Source organism: Streptomyces adelaidensis, assembly GCF_016598475.1.
Classification (GTDB): domain Bacteria; phylum Actinomycetota; class Actinomycetes; order Streptomycetales; family Streptomycetaceae; genus Streptomyces; species Streptomyces adelaidensis.
In genome coordinates this window covers 1-21,877 of record NZ_JAEMUX010000114.1, presented here as the reverse complement: position 1 = coordinate 21,877, position 21,877 = coordinate 1, and the positions used below count along the sequence as shown (strand labels likewise).

The 21,877-nt window shown below is 69.8% G+C and carries 23 protein-coding genes and 2 pseudogenes; 9 read left to right on the top strand and 16 right to left on the bottom strand.

Going from position 1 to position 21,877, the window contains the following annotated elements; genetic code table 11:
- Positions 1–79: 79 nt before the first annotated feature.
- Positions 80–1,000 carry a Vgb family protein gene (locus I8N67_RS37340; protein WP_200308734.1) on the bottom strand — a complete coding sequence of 307 codons (921 nt, stop codon included), beginning with the start codon at positions 998–1,000 and terminating at the stop codon, positions 80–82.
- A 98-nt stretch (positions 1,001–1,098) separates the two neighbouring features.
- The gene (locus I8N67_RS37335) at positions 1,099–1,740 is read right to left on the bottom strand and encodes a GNAT family N-acetyltransferase (protein ID WP_200308733.1); all 642 of its coding nucleotides are present in this window, start codon (positions 1,738–1,740) and stop codon (positions 1,099–1,101) included.
- Between the two features lie 123 nt (positions 1,741–1,863).
- Between I8N67_RS37335 and I8N67_RS37330 the strand changes: the two genes are divergently transcribed.
- Entirely contained in the window at positions 1,864–2,625 is a 762-nt protein-coding gene (locus tag I8N67_RS37330; RefSeq protein ID WP_200308732.1) for a class I SAM-dependent methyltransferase, read from the top strand.
- 28 nt (positions 2,626–2,653) lie between these two features.
- Here the strand turns inward: I8N67_RS37330 and I8N67_RS44425 are convergent, their stop codons facing one another.
- The 6 genes and pseudogenes from I8N67_RS44425 to I8N67_RS37305 form a co-directional block, all read right to left on the bottom strand.
- On the bottom strand, positions 2,654–3,433 hold the full coding sequence (locus tag I8N67_RS44425; RefSeq protein WP_200308731.1) for a phosphotransferase: 780 nt from the start codon (positions 3,431–3,433) through the stop codon (positions 2,654–2,656).
- A 521-nt stretch (positions 3,434–3,954) separates the two neighbouring features.
- Positions 3,955–4,803 carry a helix-turn-helix domain-containing protein gene (locus I8N67_RS37320; RefSeq protein ID WP_200308730.1) on the bottom strand — a complete coding sequence of 283 codons (849 nt, stop codon included), beginning with the start codon at positions 4,801–4,803 and terminating at the stop codon, positions 3,955–3,957.
- A gap of 31 nt (positions 4,804–4,834) precedes the next feature.
- A complete protein-coding gene (locus tag I8N67_RS37315; RefSeq protein WP_200308729.1) occupies positions 4,835–5,365 on the bottom strand; it encodes a DUF6879 family protein in 531 nt (176 codons plus the stop codon).
- A pseudogene (locus tag I8N67_RS43375) lies at positions 5,340–5,596 on the bottom strand (hypothetical protein). Before I8N67_RS43375 ends, I8N67_RS37315 begins: the two are co-directional and overlap by 26 nt.
- A gap of 88 nt (positions 5,597–5,684) precedes the next feature.
- Positions 5,685–5,873, bottom strand: coding sequence for a DUF397 domain-containing protein (locus I8N67_RS37310; RefSeq protein ID WP_200308728.1), 189 nt, complete (start codon positions 5,871–5,873; stop codon positions 5,685–5,687).
- 9 nt (positions 5,874–5,882) lie between these two features.
- The gene (locus I8N67_RS37305) at positions 5,883–6,734 is read right to left on the bottom strand and encodes a helix-turn-helix domain-containing protein (protein ID WP_200308727.1); all 852 of its coding nucleotides are present in this window, start codon (positions 6,732–6,734) and stop codon (positions 5,883–5,885) included.
- Positions 6,735–6,973: 239 nt separating this feature from the next.
- Here I8N67_RS37305 and I8N67_RS37300 point away from each other — a divergent pair, with 239 nt between their 5' ends.
- From I8N67_RS37300 to I8N67_RS37295, 3 genes and pseudogenes are all read left to right on the top strand, one after another.
- On the top strand, positions 6,974–7,405 hold the full coding sequence (locus I8N67_RS37300; protein ID WP_200308726.1) for an ATP-binding protein: 432 nt from the start codon (positions 6,974–6,976) through the stop codon (positions 7,403–7,405).
- A 97-nt stretch (positions 7,406–7,502) separates the two neighbouring features.
- Positions 7,503–7,679: pseudogene (locus tag I8N67_RS43370) on the top strand (SigE family RNA polymerase sigma factor); the annotation flags it as partial.
- Positions 7,680–7,704: 25 nt separating this feature from the next.
- Positions 7,705–7,929, top strand: a complete 225-nt coding sequence (locus I8N67_RS37295; protein WP_200308725.1) for a hypothetical protein — start codon at positions 7,705–7,707, stop codon at positions 7,927–7,929.
- Between the two features lie 193 nt (positions 7,930–8,122).
- Here I8N67_RS37295 and I8N67_RS37290 read toward each other — a convergent pair whose 3' ends face one another.
- Positions 8,123–8,518 carry a nitroreductase/quinone reductase family protein gene (locus I8N67_RS37290; RefSeq protein ID WP_200308724.1) on the bottom strand — a complete coding sequence of 132 codons (396 nt, stop codon included), beginning with the start codon at positions 8,516–8,518 and terminating at the stop codon, positions 8,123–8,125.
- A 73-nt stretch (positions 8,519–8,591) separates the two neighbouring features.
- Between I8N67_RS37290 and I8N67_RS37285 the strand changes: the two genes are divergently transcribed.
- The gene (locus tag I8N67_RS37285) at positions 8,592–9,473 is read left to right on the top strand and encodes an endonuclease/exonuclease/phosphatase family protein (RefSeq protein WP_200308723.1); all 882 of its coding nucleotides are present in this window, start codon (positions 8,592–8,594) and stop codon (positions 9,471–9,473) included.
- A gap of 4 nt (positions 9,474–9,477) precedes the next feature.
- Here the strand turns inward: I8N67_RS37285 and I8N67_RS37280 are convergent, their stop codons facing one another.
- From I8N67_RS37280 to I8N67_RS37255, 6 genes are all read right to left on the bottom strand, one after another.
- A complete protein-coding gene (locus I8N67_RS37280) occupies positions 9,478–10,296 on the bottom strand; it encodes an SAM-dependent methyltransferase (RefSeq protein ID WP_200308722.1) in 819 nt (272 codons plus the stop codon).
- A gap of 120 nt (positions 10,297–10,416) precedes the next feature.
- Positions 10,417–11,970, bottom strand: coding sequence for a CehA/McbA family metallohydrolase (locus I8N67_RS37275; RefSeq protein ID WP_200308721.1), 1,554 nt, complete (start codon positions 11,968–11,970; stop codon positions 10,417–10,419).
- 179 nt (positions 11,971–12,149) lie between these two features.
- Positions 12,150–12,470 carry a hypothetical protein gene (locus tag I8N67_RS37270; protein WP_200308720.1) on the bottom strand — a complete coding sequence of 107 codons (321 nt, stop codon included), beginning with the start codon at positions 12,468–12,470 and terminating at the stop codon, positions 12,150–12,152.
- Between the two features lie 97 nt (positions 12,471–12,567).
- On the bottom strand, positions 12,568–12,948 hold the full coding sequence (locus tag I8N67_RS43365; RefSeq protein WP_234046899.1) for a hypothetical protein: 381 nt from the start codon (positions 12,946–12,948) through the stop codon (positions 12,568–12,570).
- A 59-nt stretch (positions 12,949–13,007) separates the two neighbouring features.
- On the bottom strand, positions 13,008–13,352 hold the full coding sequence (locus I8N67_RS37260; RefSeq protein WP_200308719.1) for a DoxX family protein: 345 nt from the start codon (positions 13,350–13,352) through the stop codon (positions 13,008–13,010).
- Positions 13,349–15,133: an FAD-dependent monooxygenase gene (locus I8N67_RS37255; protein WP_200308718.1), complete on the bottom strand. Its 1,785-nt coding sequence runs from the start codon at positions 15,131–15,133 to the stop codon at positions 13,349–13,351. The genes I8N67_RS37260 and I8N67_RS37255 overlap by 4 nt, the downstream gene beginning before the upstream one ends.
- Positions 15,134–15,623: 490 nt before the next feature.
- Here I8N67_RS37255 and I8N67_RS37250 point away from each other — a divergent pair, with 490 nt between their 5' ends.
- From I8N67_RS37250 to I8N67_RS37235, 4 genes are all read left to right on the top strand, one after another.
- Positions 15,624–16,481: an LLM class F420-dependent oxidoreductase gene (locus tag I8N67_RS37250; RefSeq protein WP_200308717.1), complete on the top strand. Its 858-nt coding sequence runs from the start codon at positions 15,624–15,626 to the stop codon at positions 16,479–16,481.
- Positions 16,482–16,753: 272 nt separating this feature from the next.
- Positions 16,754–19,339: a bifunctional FO biosynthesis protein CofGH gene (locus I8N67_RS37245; protein WP_200308716.1), complete on the top strand. Its 2,586-nt coding sequence runs from the start codon at positions 16,754–16,756 to the stop codon at positions 19,337–19,339.
- Positions 19,340–19,641: 302 nt separating this feature from the next.
- Positions 19,642–20,475, top strand: coding sequence for a PIG-L family deacetylase (locus tag I8N67_RS37240; protein WP_200308715.1), 834 nt, complete (start codon positions 19,642–19,644; stop codon positions 20,473–20,475).
- Between the two features lie 551 nt (positions 20,476–21,026).
- A complete protein-coding gene (locus I8N67_RS37235; RefSeq protein ID WP_200308735.1) occupies positions 21,027–21,227 on the top strand; it encodes a hypothetical protein in 201 nt (66 codons plus the stop codon).
- On the opposite strand, the gene I8N67_RS37230 is transcribed toward I8N67_RS37235, so the two are convergent.
- Positions 21,224–21,745: a DUF2165 domain-containing protein gene (locus tag I8N67_RS37230; RefSeq protein ID WP_200308714.1), complete on the bottom strand. Its 522-nt coding sequence runs from the start codon at positions 21,743–21,745 to the stop codon at positions 21,224–21,226. The two genes, I8N67_RS37235 and I8N67_RS37230, sit on opposite strands and share 4 nt — an antisense overlap.
- Positions 21,746–21,877 lie beyond the last annotated feature (132 nt).

The window sequence follows — 21,877 nt, the reverse complement described above, 5'->3', positions numbered from 1 at the left end:
AGCAGGATCTGAGGTTGGCGGCCCGTCGCGCATGCGCGACCGGCGGCGATGCCCGTCGGGGCGTGCGGTGGGCGTACCGTCAATCCGTCGCGGGGGCCACGGCGGCGGTGATGCGGGCGACGGTCCCGATCTCCAGGGCCGTCCACATCGAGCCGTCCGGGCCCAGGGTGATGCCGTGGGGCTCCGAGGACAGCGTGGGCAGGTCGTGTTCGTCGATACGGCCGTCGGGCGTGATGCGGCCGACGCGGTTGGCGCCCCACTCGGTGAACCAGCAGGTCCCGTCGGTGTGGGCGGCGATGGCATGCGGGCGGGACGCGGCGTCGGGCAGCGGGAACTCGTCGATCTTCCCGTCCGGTGTGATCCGCCCGATCCGGCCCGCCCCGATCTCGACGAACCACATCGCCCCGTCGCCACCGGCGGTGATCCCCACCGGGGCGCCTCCCGGCGTCGGCAACGGGTGGACCGTGACCTCGCCGTCGAGCGTGATGGCACCGATTGCGTTCGCCTGGTTCATCGTGAACCACAGCCGGCCGTCCGGCCCGGCCGCGATGGCCGACGGGAACGCCCCGGAGAGCGGAAGCGGGAACTCACCGACCTCCCCCTCGATCGTGATCCGCCCGATCCGGTCGGCCCCCGCCTCCGTGAACCACAGTGCGTCGTCGGGCCCCGTGACGATCCCGAACGGCCCGGCGTCGGCCGTCGGCAACGGGAAGGACGTGACCTCGCCGGCCGTGGTGACACGACCGATCCGATGCCCCCGGAACTCCGTGAACCACAGCGCTCCGTCGGGCCCGGCAGCGATGACCGACGGCCCACCGGAGGCCGGTTCGAGCGCGTACGACGTGGTCTCACCGTCGGGCGTGAGCCTGCCGATCCGCCCGGCGTGCACCAGGGTGAACCACAGCGCGCCGTCCGGCCCGGCGGTGATGCCGTAAGGCCCCGCCTCGGCATCGGAGACGGGGAACTCCGTGATGGATACGGTCGTCGGGCGATGAGGCATGGCTTCGGGCTCCTCGGCCGGGATCGGTGATCGATGATCGCTAATCAGCAGTCAGGGCAGTCAGTGCAGTCAGTGCAGTCAGTGCAGTTGGCGGGTGGTCAGCGGGCGGCGGTGGCGCCCAGCCCCCGAGCCAGCCGGGCTTCAAGCGCGTCCCGGCGTTCCGGCCACTCCGCCGCCGTGATCGAGAACATCGCGGAGTCCCGGAGCAGGTCGTCCTCGCCCGGCGCCCAGGAGCGGGACCAGTTCCGCAGTACCCCCTCGAAGCGGGCGCCCACCCCTTCGATCGCCGCCCTCGAACGACGGTTGCGCGCGTCCGTCTTCAGGTCGACGCGTGCCACGTCCCACTGTTCGAAGGCATGCCGGAACAGCAGGTACTTGGCCTCGGCGTTCAGTCCCGTGCCCTGGGCCGACGCGGCGAGCCAGGTGTATCCGACCTCTATCGCGCACAGCCCGGCCCGCGCCGTCGGCCACGGCCGCGGGTCCAAGTAGGCCGTGGCCCCGACCGCCCGTCCCGACACCCGGTCCACCTGCGCGTACGGGGCGACCTGCCCGGTGGCGGCACGGGCGAGCTGGGCGTCGACGTACTCCTCGACCTCGGCCGCCATCGGCACCCACGTGAACCGGTACGAGCCCCGGTCCTCCGACGCCGCGACGGCGAGGTCCGCCGTATGGCGGTGATCCAGCGGCTCCAGACGCACGAGCGCGCCCTCCAGAACCGGTCCCTCAAGCGTGAAACTCATCTGCCGCCAATCCATGAACCGGGTCCGATCGGCACAGCGTTCCAGAGCGTTCGCGTCGTGTCGCCTGAATTCGGTGCGGGTGAAGGACGGCGGCCGGGAGGCGGCCCCGATACCTTCGGCCGCATGGCTGACGAGATCTTCCGCGACCGCCGACTCGCCGCGCTCTACGACCCGCTCGACCCCGACCGCAGCGACCTGGACGCCTACCTCCTCCTCGCGGAGCGGTTCGGCGCGACGAAGGTCCTGGACATCGGCTGCGGGACGGGCGTCTTCGCGCTGCTGCTGGCGGAGCGGGGAGTGGACGTGGTCGGGGTCGACCCGTCCGGCTCCTCCCTCGACGTCGCCCGGGCCAAGCCGGGCGCGGACCGGGTCCGGTGGATCCACGGTGACGCCACGGCCCTCCCGCCCCTACGGGTCGACCTCGTCACGATGACGGCCAACGTGGCGCAGGCGATCGTCGACCCGGAGGGGTGGCGGCGGACGCTCGCGGGTGCCTACGCGGCCCTGCGACCGGGCGGCCGTCTCGTCTTCGAGACCCGCGACCCGGCCAGACGGGCCTGGGAGGCGTGGAATCGCGAGAAGTCGTACAAGGTGACGGAGGTCCCGGAGATCCCGGAGATCCCGGAGATCCCGGAGATCGGCAGGGTCGAGAGCTGGGTGGAGCTGATCGAGGTCGTCGGCCCACTGGTGACCTTCCGCTGGCACTACGTCTTCGACGGAGTGGACACGGCAGTCACCTCCGACTCCACCCTCAGATTCCGCGAGCGGCATGAGATCGAGGCGGATCTGACCGCGCACGGATACGTACTCGAAGCCGTACGGGACGCTCCTGACCGGCCCGGGAAGGAGTTCGTGTTCGTGGCGAGTCGGCCACCGGCGGTTTGACCGATTGAGCCCCTTTTGGTTGGCTCTGTCAATCGCTCACGGCTCCCAAGAGAGCGTCGCGCTCCGAACGGGCCCAGGACTGCTCGGTGCGCATCTCAACCGCGTCGCCGCGGGCGAGGAACGTCGCCCACGGCTCGTCCCCCTGCCCGCCGAGGCGTTCGATGCGTGCGGCTTCGCGGGACTGGAGGGCGTCCAGCGCGTCGAGTACGGCTTCGTGGTGTGCGCCGTAGGTGGCGCAGAGGAGGTCGAGCCGTGTCCGCAGCGTGTCGGTGCCGGTGACCGAGGCCCTTTGCTGCTGCTCAGGAGGACGCAGCGGCACGGCGTACCAGGCGAGTTGGGCCAGATCGTCGAGGGCCTGGCCGGGCGCTGCGAAGTCCCAGTCGATGAAGCCGGTCAGCCGGTCGGCGTCCCAGATGGAGTTCCACGGCCCGAGGTCCCCATGGCGCATCACCATGCCCGGCCGCCACTCCTCCTCCTGGCCCTGCCAGCGTGCCTCGGCCGGTGGCCGGAAGTCCCGGACGGCGTCGTGGTACCCGCGCAGCCACCGCCCGAGCTCGCCGATCCCCGCAGCCGACCGCAGCGCCTGCGGCCAAGGCGTGAACGCGGGTTCGCCGTGCAGCAGCGACAACACCTCGTCGCCACCCTCGATACCCAGGACGCGCGGAGCCCCGACGAAGCCCACCGTCTCCAGATGCGTCAACAGCGCGTGCACCGCGGGCGTCCACTCACCCACCGGCCGCCGGATCGTCTCACCGACCCGTCGAACCGTCGTCACGCTGCCCCGGTCGGTGGCGCCGTCCTCAATCACCCGGCCAGGGTAGTGCGCAGCCCAATCCGCCCGGCATCGCCGCTGTGGCTTCCTGCTCAATGGCAGGAAGGGGCGCATCACGAGCGGAATTTCCTGGACCACTCGGAGAGCAACTCCCTCCCCTCCTCCTTGAACAGGGCGTAGGTCTCGTACGCGGAAAACTCACCGCCGGGCGGGCGGAATCCTTTATCCGCTCAACCGACTCGGCACTCAGTAGCCCGCCTGCACATAGGGCGTTCCCATCAGTGAGCTTCCCTCTGATGCCGACGCAACTTGACGTTGAGGTCGGAGACCCCGCTGTAGTCGCCTCTGGAGCGTGCGTTCTGTCGCGCGACCACGAGGGACAGGCAAGCGGAGCAACCGGTCTGGGCAGAGGGCTCGGCCGGTGGCTCGGACAGGGTGTAGCCCTGCGGTTGCTGGGTCATCACGCGTGGCCTCCCAGGCTGATGCGCTCTCGATCCAACGACCGTAGAGAGACCGGGAGTCACCAGTCCACGTTCTTGCACAAGATTGCATGAGGACTAGTCGAGCGAGTGAATGGCGTCGGTGATGAGTGTGCGGGCGGCCGAGCCGTGAACGGCGATCTCTGACAGTCCGGAGAAGGCTTTGGCGTACGTGGCGATCTCGCTGGGGGCCGAGACGTTCACTGCCGCGGTGAGGAGTTCCACGCTGACCTGTCGGTCGTCGAACATGTAGAAGGCCTCCAGGGGCCACACGCGTCGCGGGGCGGTGGAGGGGATGACTCCCAGGCTGACGTTCGGGAGAGCCATGACCGCGAGCAGGTAGCCGAGTTGGCCGGCCATGGTCGCCGCGTCGCCGATGCGGTAGCGGAGCACTGTTTCCTCCACGAGCAAGGCGAAGCGGTGGTCGCCTTCGTGCAGTACGTGTGAGCGCTCGATACGCGAGGCCGCCGCTGTGGCCGAGTCGTCGGGCGTGCCCTGGAAGGCAGCGATCGTGGACAGCAGGGCTGTTGCGTATGCCTCGGTCTGGAGCATCCCCGGGACGACATTCGAGCAGTACACGCGGAAGTGCCGGGTGCTCTCGTACAGGGGAACTACTTCCTCCTGTGCCCGGCGCATCCCATGACGGTGGAGCTTCTTCCAGTGGACGTACATCTGATCGGCCTGGCGGTTGGCGGCGATCAGGTCCGCTGCTTGGTCCTCGGCTCCGCAAGCCTTGCACCATGCGCGGATATCGGCATCCGAAGCGGGCGTCCTCCCTCGCTCGATGCGCGATGACTTGGCCGGGCTCCAGCCGCATCGAAGCGCCAGCTCATGTCCGGTCAGCTCGGCGTCCCTGCGGAGCTCTGCGAGACGTGCGGCCAGGACTTCGCGGGCGGCCTGGGCACTGGACGAGGGGGACCCGGACATGAGTTGGCTCGGCTCTTCGCTGGTTCGTCGGTCAGATCGAGTACTTCTCGTGGGGCACCCCACGTTCCCAGACCGCTTCGAACGCGGCTGAGGCCAGTCGTGCCACCGCCCGCTCCGTGCGCACCTCCCACGTGGGCTCCGACCAGTTCCCCTCACCTGAGAAGTGGTTGAAGAGCACTGTCTCACCGTCGAACACCCAGCAGCCGTTGCCAGGCAGAGCGATGTCCGAGGCCAGACGCCGGGGAAGCCATCGGACCTGTTCGCCGGCGTAGAGGTTGACCACGGTGCCGGCGTGTTCGTACCGGATGTAGTCCGTGACCGGTTCCGAGACGATGCGGGCACGACGGATGGCGACACCGCGGGCCACTGTGCGCTGGACGAGCTGAACCCACGGCGACCAGTACTCGGATGCGGGGTCCGCGTCGCGCTGCCCTGTGCGCTTCCAGTTCTCGAAGTCCTCGACCTCGTCGCCGACGCCGTACGCGTCGCGCATCTCCAAGTGGACAGCCGAGGACTCGGCAGCGGCGAGCAGTTCGTCAAATCCCGGTTCGCTCTGCGACATCGCATGCCTCCTTCAGGATCGGCACCATACGGAACGGAATCCGAACCACGGCCTCGTGCGCGGGGATACCCGGCATGTGACCGGGGGCCTCGAACGCCGCGCACTCCGCTTCAAGTTTCGCGTCCGGTTTCCAGCCCTGGAGCACCAACTCTCCCTTTTCCTCATCCACCCACACGGTGGGGGGCCCTGCTGCCCGGTGTCTGGATCAATCCCGATGAACCGTAGTGCCATGACTGCCTCCGGCGTCGAGCGGCTTGCGTCAACTTGCACGAGCATCGCCATCACGGCTACGGATCGTCAAGGGCGCATAGGCGCACTGTCAGCCGCTGTGCCGACGGTCCCTCAGCGAGTGCAGGAGGGCGGCGAAGGCCGAAGGGGTGGGGTTGAGTACGGCTTGGGTGGGGTCGGCGCTTTCGGTGAGGTGGATGGTGGTGGGGTCGGCGGATATATGGACGCAGGCGTCGCCTTCTTGGCAGTGGGAGGACTTCTGCCAGTTGTGCGTCGTCATGCGGGCTCCTCACAGGTCTTGGGCGATGGAATGGATCAGGTCGCGGGACTTCTCGGGGCTGAGGGCCGTGGCCTCCACGGTGTCGAGGAGACGCCGGTACTTCTCCAGGAGGGCTTCGGCGTCGAGCATGACAGGGCCGTGAAACTGGTCGAGCTGGGCTGTGTCCAGTTGGGGGACGGGGCCGTCCATGTAGTTGATCGACTGGCCCGAACCTGGGAACGCGCCCACGTCGAAGGGAATGACGCGGATCGTGATGTGTTCCTGCTCGCTCATGCCGAGCAGGTGTTGAAGCTGGGCGCGGGCCACGGTCCGGCCGCCGACGCGCATCCGCAGGGCCGCCTCGTGGACGACCGTGCGGTACGGGGTGGGAGATGGCCCGTAGAGCACGCCCTGCCGCTTCACCCGGTGCGAGACGCGATGCTCGACTTCGGGCGGAGTGGGCGGGGGGATCACGTGGCGGAAGATCTCGCGTGCGTGATCGGCGGTCTGAAGCAGCCCGGGCATGTGTGAGGTGTACGCGGTCCGGATGGCGGTGGCCTGATGCTCCAACTCGGCGAGGTCGAGCAGGCCTGAGGGCAGCACGTCACGGTACGACTCCCACCACCCGAACGTCTTGTCGGTCGCCACGTCCACCAGGGCTTCCACGAATACCTGGTCGGCACAGGAGTAGATGCGGGCCAGCGCTCTGATGCGGTCGGGGCTCACCCCGAATCGGGCGGACTCCACGTTGCTGAGTTGTCCTTGACTGGTCCCGAGCGCCCGAGCTGCCTCGGTCGCCGTCATTCCCGCCCGTTCGCGCATCTTGCGCAGTTCCACGGCCAGCCGTAGGCGTCTGGCGGTCATGGGGGGCCGTGCGGGCATGTGAACTCCTCTTGGACGTGTGTTCAGTTGGCGGGTCACTCACACGAGGGGACATTGGAGGAAGTCATTCGCTGTGAGGCAAATGGAATTTGCTGATGCTCTACCTTCGTTTCCAGGCGCCCCGCCCAGAAGTGCCCCGCTCGACGGAGCGGCGACGGCCACTGGGTACCGCATGACCTCGACGTCCGCACGACACCTCAACGCCATCATCCAACTCCCCTCAGTGACCGGAGACTTCCATGGCCACCGTATCCCCGTCGCTCGACTACACCCTGCGCCTTCCCCGGGACCTCCGGTCCCCCGGTATCGGGCGGGCCACCCTTCGTGCCGTCCTCGCCGCCCACGACCTTGCCGAACTCACCCCAACCGCTGAGCTGCTGGCCACCGAACTGCTCACCAACGCTCATCAGCACACCACTCGGGAGTACGCCCTGCGGGTCCTTGAGGTCGGTGGGCGGTTGCGGGTGGGGGTGTGGGACAGGGACTGGAGGGTGCCGCGTGGGTTCGAGGAGGACGTACCCGTGGAGGCCGATGGCGAATGTGGGCGGGGGCTGCATCTGGTGCGGGCCTGTGCCGAGGGGCGGGGTGTTTCCGTGGGGCGGGGCCCGGGGGTCTCGGGGGGCGGGAAGTTGTTGTGGGTCGACTGTGGGGCCGTGGTGGGTCTGGCGTGATGCGGGCGGCGAGACCTGGTGCGAAGGACCTCGCTCGATGAGGGATAGCCGCGGCCAGCTCATCGCGTCGTGATGGTTGCCGAGAAGGGGAGGGTCGATGAAGGCGTCGAGTCACGACGAGTTCCGGGAGTTCGTAGCGATGCGCTCCACCGCGCTGCTGCGGCTCGCGGTGCTGATCACGGGCGGGGACCGGCATGCCGCGGAGGATCTGCTGCAGATCGCGCTGATGAAGGCCTACGGGCGCTGGGGGAGCATCGAGCAGACCGAGGCTTATGATGGCGGAGATCGCGTCTCCCGTGGTGTCGGAGAGGCAGGGGGCCGTGTACTTCTTCGGCCCGGCCGGAGATCTGTCCGGCCTCGATCTGCGCACGGGTGAGCGGGTCTGGCGTGGTCACGTCGACATCAGCAATCCGGAGCCGGGGCCCGGCTACTGGAACGCGCCCCAACTCCTGCTCTACGAGGATGCGCTGGTCGCCCGGGTCGGCAGCGAGGTCGTTTCCCTGCTGCCGCGGATCGGCGACTGAAGCCGGGAGCCCGGGCCGGCCCAGCCCAGGCCGGCCCAGCCCCGGCCGGCCCAGCCCCGGCGGCACCCCAGCCCCGGCGGCACCCCAGCCCCGGCGGCACCCCAGCCCCGGCGGCACCCCAGCCCCGGCGGCACCCCCGCCCCGGCGGCACCCCCGCCCCGGCGGCACCCCCGCCCCGGCCGCGCCAACAACCTCAACCCCGCAGATCCACCCGCACCGTAAGCAACTCCACCCCCAGCACCCGCACCGCCGCGCTGTTCGCGCGCGGCAGCGTCCGCAGACGGGCCACCGGGTCGTCGTCGGGGAGGAGGTGGGCCGTGCCCTCGTGCCAGCGGCCGCGGATGCGGACGCGTACGGACGGGTCGGCCTTGATGTTGCGGATGTAGTGGGACTTCTCGCCGTACTCCGAGACGAGCCAGAACGTGTCGCCGACGCGGCGGCCGCCGATGGGGGTGCGGCGGGGGAGGCCGGAGGTGCGGCCGGTGGTCTCCAGGACGGTCTGGAGCGGTACGTGGCGGAGGACCGGGTTGGCGACGCGGCGCTGGAAGGTGGTGACGACGCGTTGCTTGAGGCCCGTATTGCGGGACATCGGCTTGGTTCCCCTCTGGGGGTGGGAGGTACGGGTTACAGGATCGGGTACGGGGTGAAGGCGGTGTTGGCCGGTGCGGGTCATGACGTGGAACCTGTGGTGGCGGTTCGGGCCGTGGCAGGAGCGGCAGAAGGCGATCCTCGCCGTGCTGCGTGAACTGCGGCCGGACGTGGTCGGGTTGCAGGAGGTCTGGGAGCAGGACGGGGAGAGCCTGGCCGGATGGCTGGCCGGGGAACTCGGGATGCACGCCACCTGGGGCTCCTACGGCGACGCCGAGGCCTGGCAGCGCCGTATCGGGGACCCGGGTGTCGGGATAGGCAACGCCGTGCTGAGCCGGTGGCCCGTCCTGGAGCGGGAGTCCATCGCGCTGCCGACCGGGGAGGGCCACCGCGGGCGCGGCGCGCTGTACGCGCTCATCGACGCGCCGGGGCACCCCGTCCCCTTCTTCACCACCCACCTCAGCTCAGCCACCGACGGCTCCACCCTGCGCTGCCATCAGGTCACCACCCTCGCCCGGTTCGTCGCCCGGCACCGGGGCGGAACCCCCTTCCCCGCCGTCGTCACCGGGGACTTCAACGCCTGGCCCGACTCCGACGAGGTCCGCCTCTTCGGCGGCTACCGGACCGCGCCCGCCGTACCCGGACAGTGCCTCTTCGACGTCTGGGAGTACGCCGAACCTGGCGCCCCCTCGGCCACCTGGGACAAGACGAACCCGTACGTGGCCGCGACGTTCGGGCCGAGCGTGCGGATCGACTACATCCATGTCGGGCCGCCGGGACCCGGCGGGCTCGGGCATGTGCGTGCCGTACGGCGAGCGGGCGACGGCCCTCCGGTCGAGGGCGGCGTATGGCCGTCCGACCACGCGGCCGTCGTCGCCGACCTGGCGGAGACCGGGGTGGGGGTGGGGGCGGAGACCAGCCCCAACGCCCGCCCCCGCCCCGGTCTCCGCCCCTGACGGGCTACGGCTTCCGGCCCACACCCCCGTGCTGCCCGATCGCCTTCGGCTCGCCCTCCGCCGTGTCGTCCGGGCGCCACAGCGGTACGGAGACGATGCCCGGCTCCACCAGCTCCAGGCCCTCGAAGAAGGCGGTGATCCGGTCGATGGGGCGCAGGAAGTACGGGACGGCGCCGGTGTCGTTGTAGGCGTCCTGGGCGCGCTCGTAGTGCGGGTCGGTGCCCCGGGATCCGTCGTTGATGTCGAGGTAGCTGCCGGAGGGCAGGCCGGCGAGGAGGCGGCGGACGATGTCGCGGGCCTGGTCGTAGTCGCCGACGTGGCCCAGGATGCCGCTGAGGATCAGTGCCGTCGGCCGGGACAGGTCCAGGGTCTCGGCGGCGGCCTCCAGGATGAGCTCCGGCTCGTAGAGGCTGGCGTCCACATAGGAGGTGGCGCCCTCGGAGGAGGAGTGGAGCAGGGCGCGGGCGTGGGCGAGGACCAGGGGGTCGTTGTCGACGTAGACGATCCTGGCCTCCGGGGCGCTGCGCTGGGCGACCTGGTGGGTGTTGTCGGCGGTGGGCAGACCGGTGCCGACGTCCAGGAACTGCCGGACGCCCTCCACATCCACCAGGTGCCGGATGCTGCGCCGCAGATAGGCGCGGCTGCTGCGGGCGATGGTCACGATGCCGGGGTAGGCGCCGGCGTACGCGTCGCCGGCCGCCTCGTCCACCGGGTAGTTGTCCTTGCCGCCCAGCCAGTAGTTCCAGATGCGGGCGGAGGCGGGCACCGAAATGTCGACCTTCTCCTTCGCCGCAGGTTCGGGCGTGGTCGCGTGATCGGTCATGGGCGCCGTCCTCCACCGAGCATGTGCCTCACACGTACATCCGTACGTGTTGTGTCGAGCCAAACCTAGGGCCCGACACGCATATTCCGTACGCGGGTTCCCCTGCCGTCCGCCCCCTCGTCAGCGCCGCCCGAGGAAGATCGGGTTCGTGAAGGCCGCCAGCGGGCCCGGGAAGCCGGGGATCACCGGCGGGCGGCGGACCTCGGCGCGTACGTACGCCGCGTACGAGGCCGTCGTACGCCACTGGGCGGACCCCGTGCCGGAGTCCGGAACCGTGGGTGAGGTGAAGAGGACGCCCTGGTCGGTGACGAAGCGGATCGTGCAGCCGGCGGAGCCCGTGGCCTCCATGCGGACGGTGACCGGCGTGTCGGGGTCGGCCTTCAACCGCTCGCCGATGCCCGCGTGTTCGCCGCGCGCCCCGGACGCCGTGAAGGACACGGACACGTCCTTCGACTCGGCGACGTACGAGCGGCCCGCCCGCAGCCCCTCCTGGATGGCCTCCCTGGTCAGGTCGTCGGCGAGGACGACCGTCTGGGGGCGGCCCACCGGGTCGGGGTCGCGGTGGGTGTCGCTGTTGCCCATCGCCGGGATCCAGTCTCGGCGGCCGTCGCGCACGGCCGCCACGAGCATGCCGTCCCAGTCGGCGAGGGCCACCTCGTCCTCCGGGGAGTACGCGCCGTTCCAGACCTCCACCGCGTCCGCCTCGCCGAAGCCGAACTTCCAGTTGCAGCCGATGCAGGTGGCGTGCGGGTGGGCCGGTACGACGAGGCCGCCGGCGCGGCGGATCTGCCGGGCGTACTTGCCGAACCGGTTGTCCCGGGCCCGGTAGCGCCAGTCGATGAACGTGCCCGGGTCGACGCCGAGGGCCAGCACATGGCCGTTGCGCGTCGTGACCTCCTCGCCCAGCAGGATCAGGAGTTCGCCATCCGGGTGAGGGCCCGCCTGGTCGGCCCAGTGGGCGTGCGCGGACTGGGTGTTGTGCTCCGAGCTGTTGATGAAGTCGAGGCCGGCCGCCCGGGCGAGCGCCGCGAGCTCGGCGAGTGTGCGGCGGCCGTCGGAGTACCAGGAGTGCAGATGGCAGTCGCCCCGGTACCAGGCCCGGCCCCGGCCCTTGGCCCGCTCCGGCGGATACACCGGCTTCACCGGCGTGCCCGGACTGCCGTACGTGAGGGTGATCGTGATCTCGTACGGCAGGCCCTCCGGCGCCACCGTGTACGGGCCCAGCGCGATGTGCCAGGTGCCGGGGCGGACCGGGCCGGGAATGTAGCCCGGCGTCGCGTCGTCCGCCCGGACGAAGAACTCCGTGCGTGCGCCGCCCGACCAGCCCCGGAAGCCCTTGCCGCCGAGGTCCGTGCCGCGCTCGTCGAACACCCCGATGTCGAGCGCGTTGCCGGCGGTGCCGGCCGGGACGGTCGGTCTCTCGTAGGTGTACGAGACCTTCAACTCCCTTACTCCCGGCGGTATTTCGACCGGCAGGTAGACGAAGTCGGGGGAACCGGTGGGGAGGGTTCCCCGGATGGTCTTCGTCTCCTGGTCGCCGTCCGCGGCGGCCGCGGCGCCGCTCGTCCCAAAGGTCACGCTTCCCAACGTAAGCGCGGCCGCCGCCGACGTCACGAACAGCGCGCGCCTTCCCAACTCGTTTCCGTCACCGTCACCGTGGTGGTCGTCGCACATGCTGCTGCTCCCGGGTCGTCGTCGTGAGTGACATGGCAGGGGCGGGCGGTGCAGGGGTCGTCGTGCGTGCCACTTTCCTATGCGGTGGTGAACGGTGGGGCAAGGGAAGGGAATCGATGGCTTGCGAGTCGGCCGAGACGTGACGTACGGACGCGTGGTGACCGAACGGTCCGGGGGTGTCAGGACGTGCGGACGTCCTTCAGCTCATCAGCCGCCGCGTCGATCCCGCTGGAGTCGGGGTCGGTGTCGGTGTCGCCGTCCAGGATCGACTGGTCGTAGTCCTCGATGGCCCGGCTGAGATCGTCGACGGCCTTGTCGACCTTGTTGTCGTCGCCACCGGTCCGTTCGGCGATGTCGGCGATGTCGGCGATGTCGTCGAGGTTCTTCTCGATGGTGTCGATGGATTCGTCGGTCCGGCCGGGATCCCGCAGCTCTTCCAGGGAAGCTACCCGGGCCGCCCCATGCCCGTCAGCACGCTCCAGCGACGGCTCAACGTCCATGGCATCAAGGCCGGACCGTCCCGTGTCACCGCGTGCCTGAACCTCGCCCAGGACCTACCGCCTGCCGACCTGGCCTCCATCACCGGCATGCACATGATCACGGCAGAGCAGTGGCACCGACGAGCACCACCGACAGCACCGACCAGGCAAGCCCATGGTGCGCCACCGGTACCTGCGACTTCACCATCGCCGCATCCCGGGGCGGCGGCGCGTCCGTATTCTGCGGATCCCCGGTGACCTCCGCCTCGGCGGTGTTGCCATCGTTCGGCGCCGGCACCGTGTCAACCCGCCTGCGGGCGATCACCCACTCCTGCCATTCCAACTCGGCCGCGGCGAGCTCGACCTGGATGCGGTCGGCCTCCTCGCGCAGCCCGTCGACTCGACGGCGAGCGGCGACTTGCCGGAACTCAGCAACACGACCCTCCGGGAAAACCCGGCGTTCCCCGCTTTTGAGCGGGCAAGTGGTGTCAGCTTCCACGCATAAAACCAAACTTACGTTCGACCTGCACTGCTCGAGATCGAAAAGACAACAGCTGCTTAACCGAACAGCGCCATGAGGTACGCGGCGACGAACGCGGCGCAAACCAGTGCCGCGGAGTACTTGCGCGGCCCGTCGCCCTTGCGGACGTGGGTCACGACCGCGCCCGCGAGTAGGAGCAGCAACCCGGTCGCGGCCAAGCCGCCGAACAGCGGCACAACCGGCCCAAGCGCCACCCCGACGGCAGCGGCGACCTCCAGCACCCCAAGGCCGCGATACGCGGCAACAGAGAACCCGACCTCCGCCGCCAGGGCCCGCATGGGCGGCAGGGCAAGGATCTTGGTCACGCCGAGCCCGGCGAAGAACACCGCGACGAGGGCTGTCAGAACGATGGCGGCATTCATGTTGCGCTACCTTCCGTGGCGCAGGAGATCCCGCAGGTGCTGACCAAACGCTCCAGCTCCGGCGCGGCAGAGGCGGCGCGGGCCGCAGTGCGCCAGGAGACGTGCCCGTCCGGCCGGACCAGGACGGCGCCGTGCTCGCCGACTTCGAAAAGGTCGAGGATCTGCTGCCGGTCCTCGGCATTGGCGGCGTCCAGACCCACTACGGTGACGGGCGCAGTGGTGGGGACAGCGGTGCGCCAGCCCTGCGGGTCGGGCGTGAACAGCGTGTAGTCGCGCAGGTCGAGCAGGTCGTGGGTGGACACTGCCCCACCTTCACCGGCGAGCCAGGTGTGCGGCACGCGGGCGCCGGGCCAGGTTGTGGGCAGGTATTCCATCACGCCTTCGCCGTCCATCGGCCGCGGTGTCGGCTCGGTCCGGATGAGATCTCCCGAGTAGGCGTAGCCGAACTCGAGCCCGGTGGAGACGAACTCCTGCATCTGGCCCGGTATCCGGCGTTTGACAGTGTCGCGCCATTCGCGCGCGGACGCGCTGTCCCCCAACAGTTTCCCGGTCGGTCGCATCGCGAGCTTCATCATGGTGTCGGCGACGCGCCGGGTGACCACCGCAGGGAGGCGATCGACGACAGGATGGGCGAAAGCGCGGGTGACCCGGGCAAGAGCACGGTTGCCCGAGGTCAGCCCCTCCATGACATCGTCGAGTTGGAAGTGATTGGCAACGCTTTGTGCGGCGAAGCGCTCCACCACGGGCCGCCGTTCGGGCTCGTAGCTGTCCAGCAGCGACGCCGGTGCACGCTCCTCGAGAACGGCGGCCAGCTTCCAGGCGAGGTTGTGCGCGTCCTGCACGCCACTGTTGAGACCGAATCCACCCGTATGCGGGAACCGGTGGGCGGCATCGCCGACGAGGATCACGTTGCCCTTGGCGAAGCTCTCGGCTATCTGGCTGGTCATCGTCCAGGTGCCGACGGAATGGATACGGAAGGGTTTGTCGCGCCCGATCACCCGTGGCAGGGTCCGCGCCCAGAACGCGCGGCCGTTTTGTGCGATCTCTTGCTTGTCGCTCAGGTACGGGGTCATCAACACGTAGTTGTTGTCGGCGTGTGCTACCAGAATGCCGCAGAACGCCGGTGAGTAGACGAAGCTGAGCAGCGGGCGGGTGCCACCGGTGTACAGCTCGGCGTTGAAGAAGACGCTGGCCATGTTGGCCAGTACCGGCCCGCGCATCGCGATGCCGAGCTCGTCGCGCACAGCACTGTTCGCACCGTCGGCCGCCACCACGAACCGCGACGAGATCTTCTCAGTGGCGCCGTCCAGGGCTACCGCGTGCACCGTCGCGCCCGATGGCGTCGTCTGAACCCGCCGAACCGGGACACCTCGCCGGAAGTTCACGAGGGGGTCGGCATCAAGGGCGTCCCAGAGGACCGCCATGAGCTGCTGCTGGCCGATGTGTGAGATGAGAAACCGGCTGTGGCTACGAATGCGTTCGATCCGGTCGGTGTCGGCCATCAGGTCGATGTCACCTATGCGCGGGCTGCTCAGGTCGGTGTACCACCGGACCATTCCGATTTCCTCGGGCGGCGGTGCCAGAGCGGCGATCCGCGCGGCCAGCTCCGGCGAGGCGTGGTGCCAGATTTCTTGTGACCGGGCGTTCAAGATGGTCGCGGCCGGGTGGTTCAACAGCTCGGTGCGGCGTTCGAGGACGGTGACACGGACGCCGTAACGGGACAGCAGCAATGCGAGTGTGCAGCCGTTCGCGCCCGCGCCAACGATGGTTATCTCGGACATCACGGACTCCTGAATCTATTTTGGCTACACCGTAGTCGGAATGGGTGAGGAGGTCAATCGTTGACGCGCGCAGCAGTGACCGGGCTCGATCAGCAACTCAACCGTCAGCACCAGGCAGGAATACCGCGCGGTTCGAATGACGCTCCTCGCCAACTCGCGCGGGTGGTTGGCGGCCATGAGGTGGTCCCTTGCGGCGGGCGGGCGGGCGGGCGGGCGGGCGGGCAGGTGGGTGGGGCGGGCAGGTGGGTGGGGCGGGCTTGGTCTTCGCGATCTCTCCCGATCACGATCGCCGAGCCCACCCGCCCCCATGAGGGGCCGGCCACCCGGATCGATGGTGTAGCCCGCTACGCCGCCCGGGGTCGAGGGGGCACGCTCGGCCGGCGGGCGCCGCCGTGGTGGATGCGAACGCGGCCCCGACGGAGAGAGTCGGCCAACAGGGTGCCGACCGGTCGGTATGGACATCCCTTCTCCGGGCCGCTAGAGATGACCCATGCGCATCTCCGTGACGATCTTCCTCACCGACGAGACGATCACTCCGACCAGGCTCGCCCGCGAGCTGGAGCAACGCGGTTTCGCGGGGCTCTATCTCCCCGAGCACACGCACATCCCCGTCGAGCGGACGACGCCGTACCCGGCGGGCGGGGAGTTGCCGCGTGAGTACGGCCGTACTCTCGACCCCTTCGTCGCGCTCGGGCAGGCCGCCGCCGTCACCGAGCGGCTGGGACTCGGGACCGGGATCACGCTCGTCGCCCAGCACGACCCGATCGACCTCGCGAAGCAGATCGCGACCGTGGACCACCTCTCCGGCGGCCGCCTCACCCTCGGCCTCGGCTACGGCTGGAACGTGGAGGAGGCCGCCGACCACGGGGTCGAGTGGCGTACCCGGCGTGAGCTCGTACGGGACCGGATGGCGCTGATGCGGGCGCTGTGGGCGGAGGAGCCGACGGCGTACGAGGGGAAGTTCGGGAGTGTGCGAGCCAGCTCCGCCTACCCCAAGCCGGTACGGAAGCCGCGCGGGCCGGTGGTCGGGCCGCGCACGCTGATCGGCGGGGCGGCCGGGCCGAAACTCTTCGCACACATCGCCGAGTACGCGGACGGCTGGCTGCCGATCGGGGGGCGGGGCTTGGGTGAGGCCCTGCCGGTGCTGCGAGGCGTGTGGGCGGACGCGGGGCGCGATCCCGCCTCGCTTCAGGTCGTGCCGTACGCGGTGCAGCCGAGTGCGGGCAAGCTGGCGTACTACGCGGAGCTGGGGATCGAGGAGGCTGTGGTGCAGTTGCCTCCGGCGGGGGAGGGGGAGGTGCTCGGGCTGTTGGACGAGTACGGGGTGTTTTTGGGGGACGGCGCGTAAGGGGTCGGGGGGTCTGGGTTGTGTGGCGGGTGCGGGTGGGTCGTGGTTGCTCGCGCAGTTCCCCGCGCCCCTGAAAGACACGGCCCCTGCGGGCCGAAAAGCACGGGGCGCAGCCCCTGCTTTTCAGGGGCGCGGGGAACTGCGCGACCAGCCCCCACGCACCCGCACCCGCCACACCCCCCAGACCCCCCGAGCTATTAGGCGCCCCACCCCCGGCGGAGCCACGGGCGCCCTGCTCCAAGGCGGAGCCAAGCCGCTCGTATGCTCGAACAATGACGACTTCCGCGACCCCTGGGACCGGCCCGACCGAGAACTCCATGCGTCGCGCCCTGAAACGCGCCCGCGACGGCGTGGCGCTCGATGTGACCGAGGCGGCGGTGCTGCTGCAGGCGCGCGGCGCGGATCTGGAGGATGTGGCGGCGTCGGCGGCGCGGGTGCGGGACGCCGGGCTGGCGGCGGCCGGGCGGCCCGGGGTGATCACGTACTCGAAGAGTGTGTTCATCCCGCTGACCCGGCTGTGCCGGGACAAGTGCCACTACTGCACGTTCGTGACGGTGCCGGGCAAGCTGCGGCGGGCCGGGCACGGGATGTTCATGTCGCCGGACGAGGTGCTGGACGTGGCCCGCAAGGGGGCGGCCCTCGGCTGCAAGGAAGCGCTGATCACGCTCGGCGACAAGCCGGAGGACCGCTGGCCTCAGGCGCGCGAGTGGCTCGACGCGCACGGGTACGACGACACGATCGCGTACGTCCGGGCGATCTCCATCCGCATCCTGGAGGAGACGGGGCTGCTGCCGCACCTCAACCCCGGCGTCATGAGCTGGACGGACTTCCAGCGGCTCAAGCCCGTCGCCCCGTCGATGGGGATGATGCTGGAGACGACCGCGACGAGGCTGTGGTCCGAGCCGGGCGGCCCGCACCACGGCTCGCCCGACAAGGAGCCCGCAGTGCGGCTGCGGGTCCTTGAGGACGCGGGCCGTTCGTCCGTCCCCTTCACCAGCGGCATCCTCATCGGCATCGGGGAGACGTTCGAGGAGCGCGCCGAGTCCCTCTTCGCGCTCCGGAAGGTCTCCCGCTCCTACCACGGCATCCAGGAACTGATCATCCAGAACTTCCGCGCCAAGCCGGACACCGCGATGCGCGGTATGCCGGACGCGGAGCTGGACGAGCTGGTCGCCACGGTGGCCGTGGCCCGGCACATCATGGGCCCCGCGGGCTGCATCCAGGCCCCGCCGAACCTCGTCGACAGCGAGTACGAGCGGCTCATCGGCGCCGGCATCGACGACTGGGGCGGCGTCTCACCGCTGACCATCGACCATGTGAACCCCGAGCGCCCCTGGCCGCAGATCGAGGAACTCACCGAGCGGTCCCGCGCCGCCGGGTTCGAGCTGCGCGAACGGCTCTGCGTCTACCCGGAGTTCGTCACGCGCGGCGAACCCTGGCTGGACCCGCGCCTGCTGCCGCACGTACGGGCGCTCGCCGATCCTCAGACGGGGCTCGCGCTGCCGGACGCGGTCGTCGAGGGCCACCCGTGGCAGGAGCCCGAGGAGGTCTTCGTCGCCGCCGGCCGCACCGATCTGCACGCCACGATCGACACCGAGGGCCGTACGTCCGACCGCCGCGACGACTTCGACGAGGTGTACGGCGACTGGGGTGCCCTGCGTGAGGCGGCGGCGCCCGGCATGGTCCCCGAGCGCATCGACACGGATGTCCGGGAGGCGCTGCGCACGGCGGCCGACGACCCGACCCGCCTCACCGACGCGGAGGCCCTCGCCCTGCTGCACGCGGACGGCCCCACACTCGACGCGCTCACCCGGATCGCGGACGACGTCCGCAAGTCGGCGGTCGGCGACGACGTCACGTACATCGTCACGCGGAACATCAACTTCACGAACGTCTGCTACACCGGCTGCCGCTTCTGCGCCTTCGCGCAGCGCCGCACCGACGCCGACGCGTACACCCTCTCCCTGGACCAGGTCGCCGACCGCGCCCAGCAGGCCTGGGACCTCGGCGCGGTCGAGGTCTGCATGCAGGGCGGCATCCACCCCGACCTGCCCGGCACGGCGTACTTCGACATCGCGCGCGCCGTCAAGGAACGCGTCCCCGGCATGCACGTCCACGCCTTCTCCCCGATGGAGGTGGTGAACGGCGCGACCCGCACCGGGATGTCCGTCCGCGAGTGGCTGACAGCCGCGAAGGAGGCGGGGCTCGACTCCGTCCCCGGCACGGCGGCGGAGATCCTGGACGACGAGGTCCGCTGGGTGCTGACGAAGGGCAAGCTGCCCACGGCCACCTGGATCGAAGTCGTCTCCACCGCCCACGAACTGGGCATCCGCTCCTCCTCGACGATGATGTACGGCCATGTCGACCAGCCCCGCCACTGGCTCGGCCACCTCCGCACGCTGGCCGGCATCCAGCAACGCACCGGCGGCTTCACCGAGTTCGTGACCCTGCCCTTCATCCACACCAACGCCCCCGTCTACCTGGCGGGCATCTCCCGCCCGGGCCCGACCATGCGCGACAACCGTGCCGTCATCGCCATGGCCCGCCTCCTCCTCCACCCCTGGATCCCCAACATCCAGACCAGCTGGGTCAAACTCGGCACCGAAGGCGCGGCCGAAATGCTCCGCTCCGGCGCCAACGACCTCGGCGGCACCCTCATGGAGGAGACGATCTCCCGTATGGCGGGTTCGTCGTACGGCTCCTACAAGTCGGTGAAGGACCTCATCGCGGTGGCGGACGCGGCCGGGCGCCCGGCCAAGCCCCGCACGACGTTGTACGGGCCGGTGTCAGAGGAACGACAGCGGGCGGCGGCGGCGTCGGACGGGCATCTGCCGGAGTTGTTGCCGGTGTTGGACTGACTGTCAGCGGCCCCACCTTTACAAGATCTAATGAGACGGGACAGGATCCGACGTGGCGCTGCGACGTGCAGGCCGCGCCTGTACCTCGTTCGCGTTGAACGCCGACGCCAGGAAGGCCAAGCAGCCGCGCCGGGAACAGCCGGTCCGGTCGGCACGGTTGCATCGACCGAGGGACCGGCGCCGCACGGGCGGGGAACACGGAGACCGCAAGGTCGTCCGCCCCACCAGGATCCGGGCCCCAGGATCGCGGTACGCCCGCCGCGCACCCGGAACAAGACGTATTTCTGCAGGAGGACTGTTTCATGGCTGACCGGCCCTTGACGCTCATGGCGGTACACGCCCACCCCGACGACGAGGCCACCGGAACCGGAGGGGTCCTCGCGCGGTACGCGGCGGAAGGCATCCGCACGGTTCTCGTGACGTGTACCGACGGCCGTTGCGGTGACGGACCGGGAGGTGTCAAGCCGGGCGATCCCGGGCACGATCCGGCGGCGGTCGCCCTCATGCGCCGTCAAGAACTCGAGGCGAGCTGTGACGTCCTGAAGGTCAGCGATCTGGAGATGCTGGACTATGCCGACTCCGGGATGATGGGCTGGCCGAGCAACGATGCCCCCGGGTCCTTCTGGCAGACGCCCGTGGTGGAGGGCGCTGCCCGACTCGCGGAACTCATGCGGCAATACCGACCTGATGTGGTCGTCACCTACGACGAGAACGGCTTCTACGGCCACCCCGACCACATCCAGGCCCACCGCATCACGATGGCGGCGCTGGAGATGACCGCGCTGACACCGAAGGTGTACTGGACCACGATGCCCCGCTCGGGGATGCAGCGGTTCGGGGAGATCATGCGCGAGTTTCATCCGGACATGCCGGCGCCGGATCCTGCCGAGGCCGCCGCGATGGCCGAGATCGGCCTCCCCGACGACGAGATCACCACGTGGGTGGACACGACCGGGTTCAGCGGTCAGAAGTTCGACGCGTTGGCCGCGCACGCCAGTCAGGGCGAGAACATCTTCTTCCTCAAGATGGGCAAGGAGAGGTTCGGCGAGTTGATGGGCATGGAGACCTTCGTACGAGTCCAGGACGCCACCGGCGCGGCCGTACCCGAGAACGATCTCTTCGCCGGACTGCGCTGATCCGCCCGTCCGACCGGCCGGGAACACGCATCGACCGCACGGCGCGATCGAGCGGGTCACACGCCCGGACGCTCGTCCACGCGAGTTCCGCTCCGGCAGCCCGCGTCCAGGCTCTCGCCGGCGGCGTCGACGCGTGCAGAGGCATCTCGGCTGCACATGTGAAGCAGGGTTGAGACTCGCTGTTCAGCCCGCCCACCTTTTGGCTGACGGAGTGCCCACTCGCGGACTCACGTTCACCCGCATCCACAGACAGGAGTGCCGCCTTCGCGAAGCGGGAGGGCCGAACCGACGCACGGCTCGGCCCTCCCGGCCGACCGCTTCACGGACGCCGTCAGCGAGGCCGGGATCGGCGAGGACGGGGCCGTCCCACACCTGTCCGCCGACCTCATCGCCAAGTACGCGAGCGACCTGCGCGGACTCGGCCTGCTCCGACACGGCCGTCGCCGCCGGGACGGACCGCCGCGGAGCCGTACGCTCCCCGACAGCGGCCCCCTCCCGGCGACGATCGCGAAGGTTCAACTCATCGCTTCAGCAGGCCACCGCCGGGATCCGTGCCATCCAGCAGGCGGCCGAAGCCGAGACGGGCCTGTGACGGACTGGGTCTGCTCACCGGCGTCACCGACGGGCTTCCGCCGGGCGTCGTGGCGGAGGTCGTGGCGGAGGTCGAGCGGCTCGTCACCGAGCTCGCAGCCCCCGGCCACGACTCCGTGCGGGTCGGCAGGCCCGTCGACCGGGTGACTCGGTACGGCTAACCGGCCGCTCCATCGTTCGTGGGCAGGTACGTCACCAGCAGGACCACCCCGCTCAGCAGGAACACGCGGAGGGCGGCGTCGAGGCCGTTCCAGTCCCCTGACTGCCACATGACGAACCACTCGCCGCCGATGGCGATGAAGCCGGCGCCGAAGAGGAGGAGGGTCATGAGTAGGCCGAGGGTGCTGTAGCGGCGGGCGGTGTGGAAGGTGCGCCGGCCGAGGGCTCTGGCCCAGAAGCAGGTGGCGGCGATGAGGACGAGGGCCGAGATCGTCTCCCAGATGATGATGAGGACGTAGGCCGCGTTCTGGATGCCCTTCGACTCGATGGCCCGCCACATCAGGTCCTCGTCCTTGAACGTGGTGTCCATGGCGAAGACATGCTGGACGAACTGCTGGTTCGTGCCGAAGTCGGTGATGTTGCTGAACGCGACGAGCGCCATGTAGAGGGCGACCGTGCCGACGAGCAGGGTCGAGGCCAGTGGGAGGAGTGAGGCGCGGGGGGTCTGGTTTTCAGCCATGGTCCAACTATGTGCGTGAGCATGGATCAACCCCAGGTGTTTTTCGGCGCGTTGGATCACAATGGGAGCCGCCGATGGCGGAAAACCGAGGATGGCTGGAAGGGCCTGAGAGTCTGAGCTTGACTATTAACC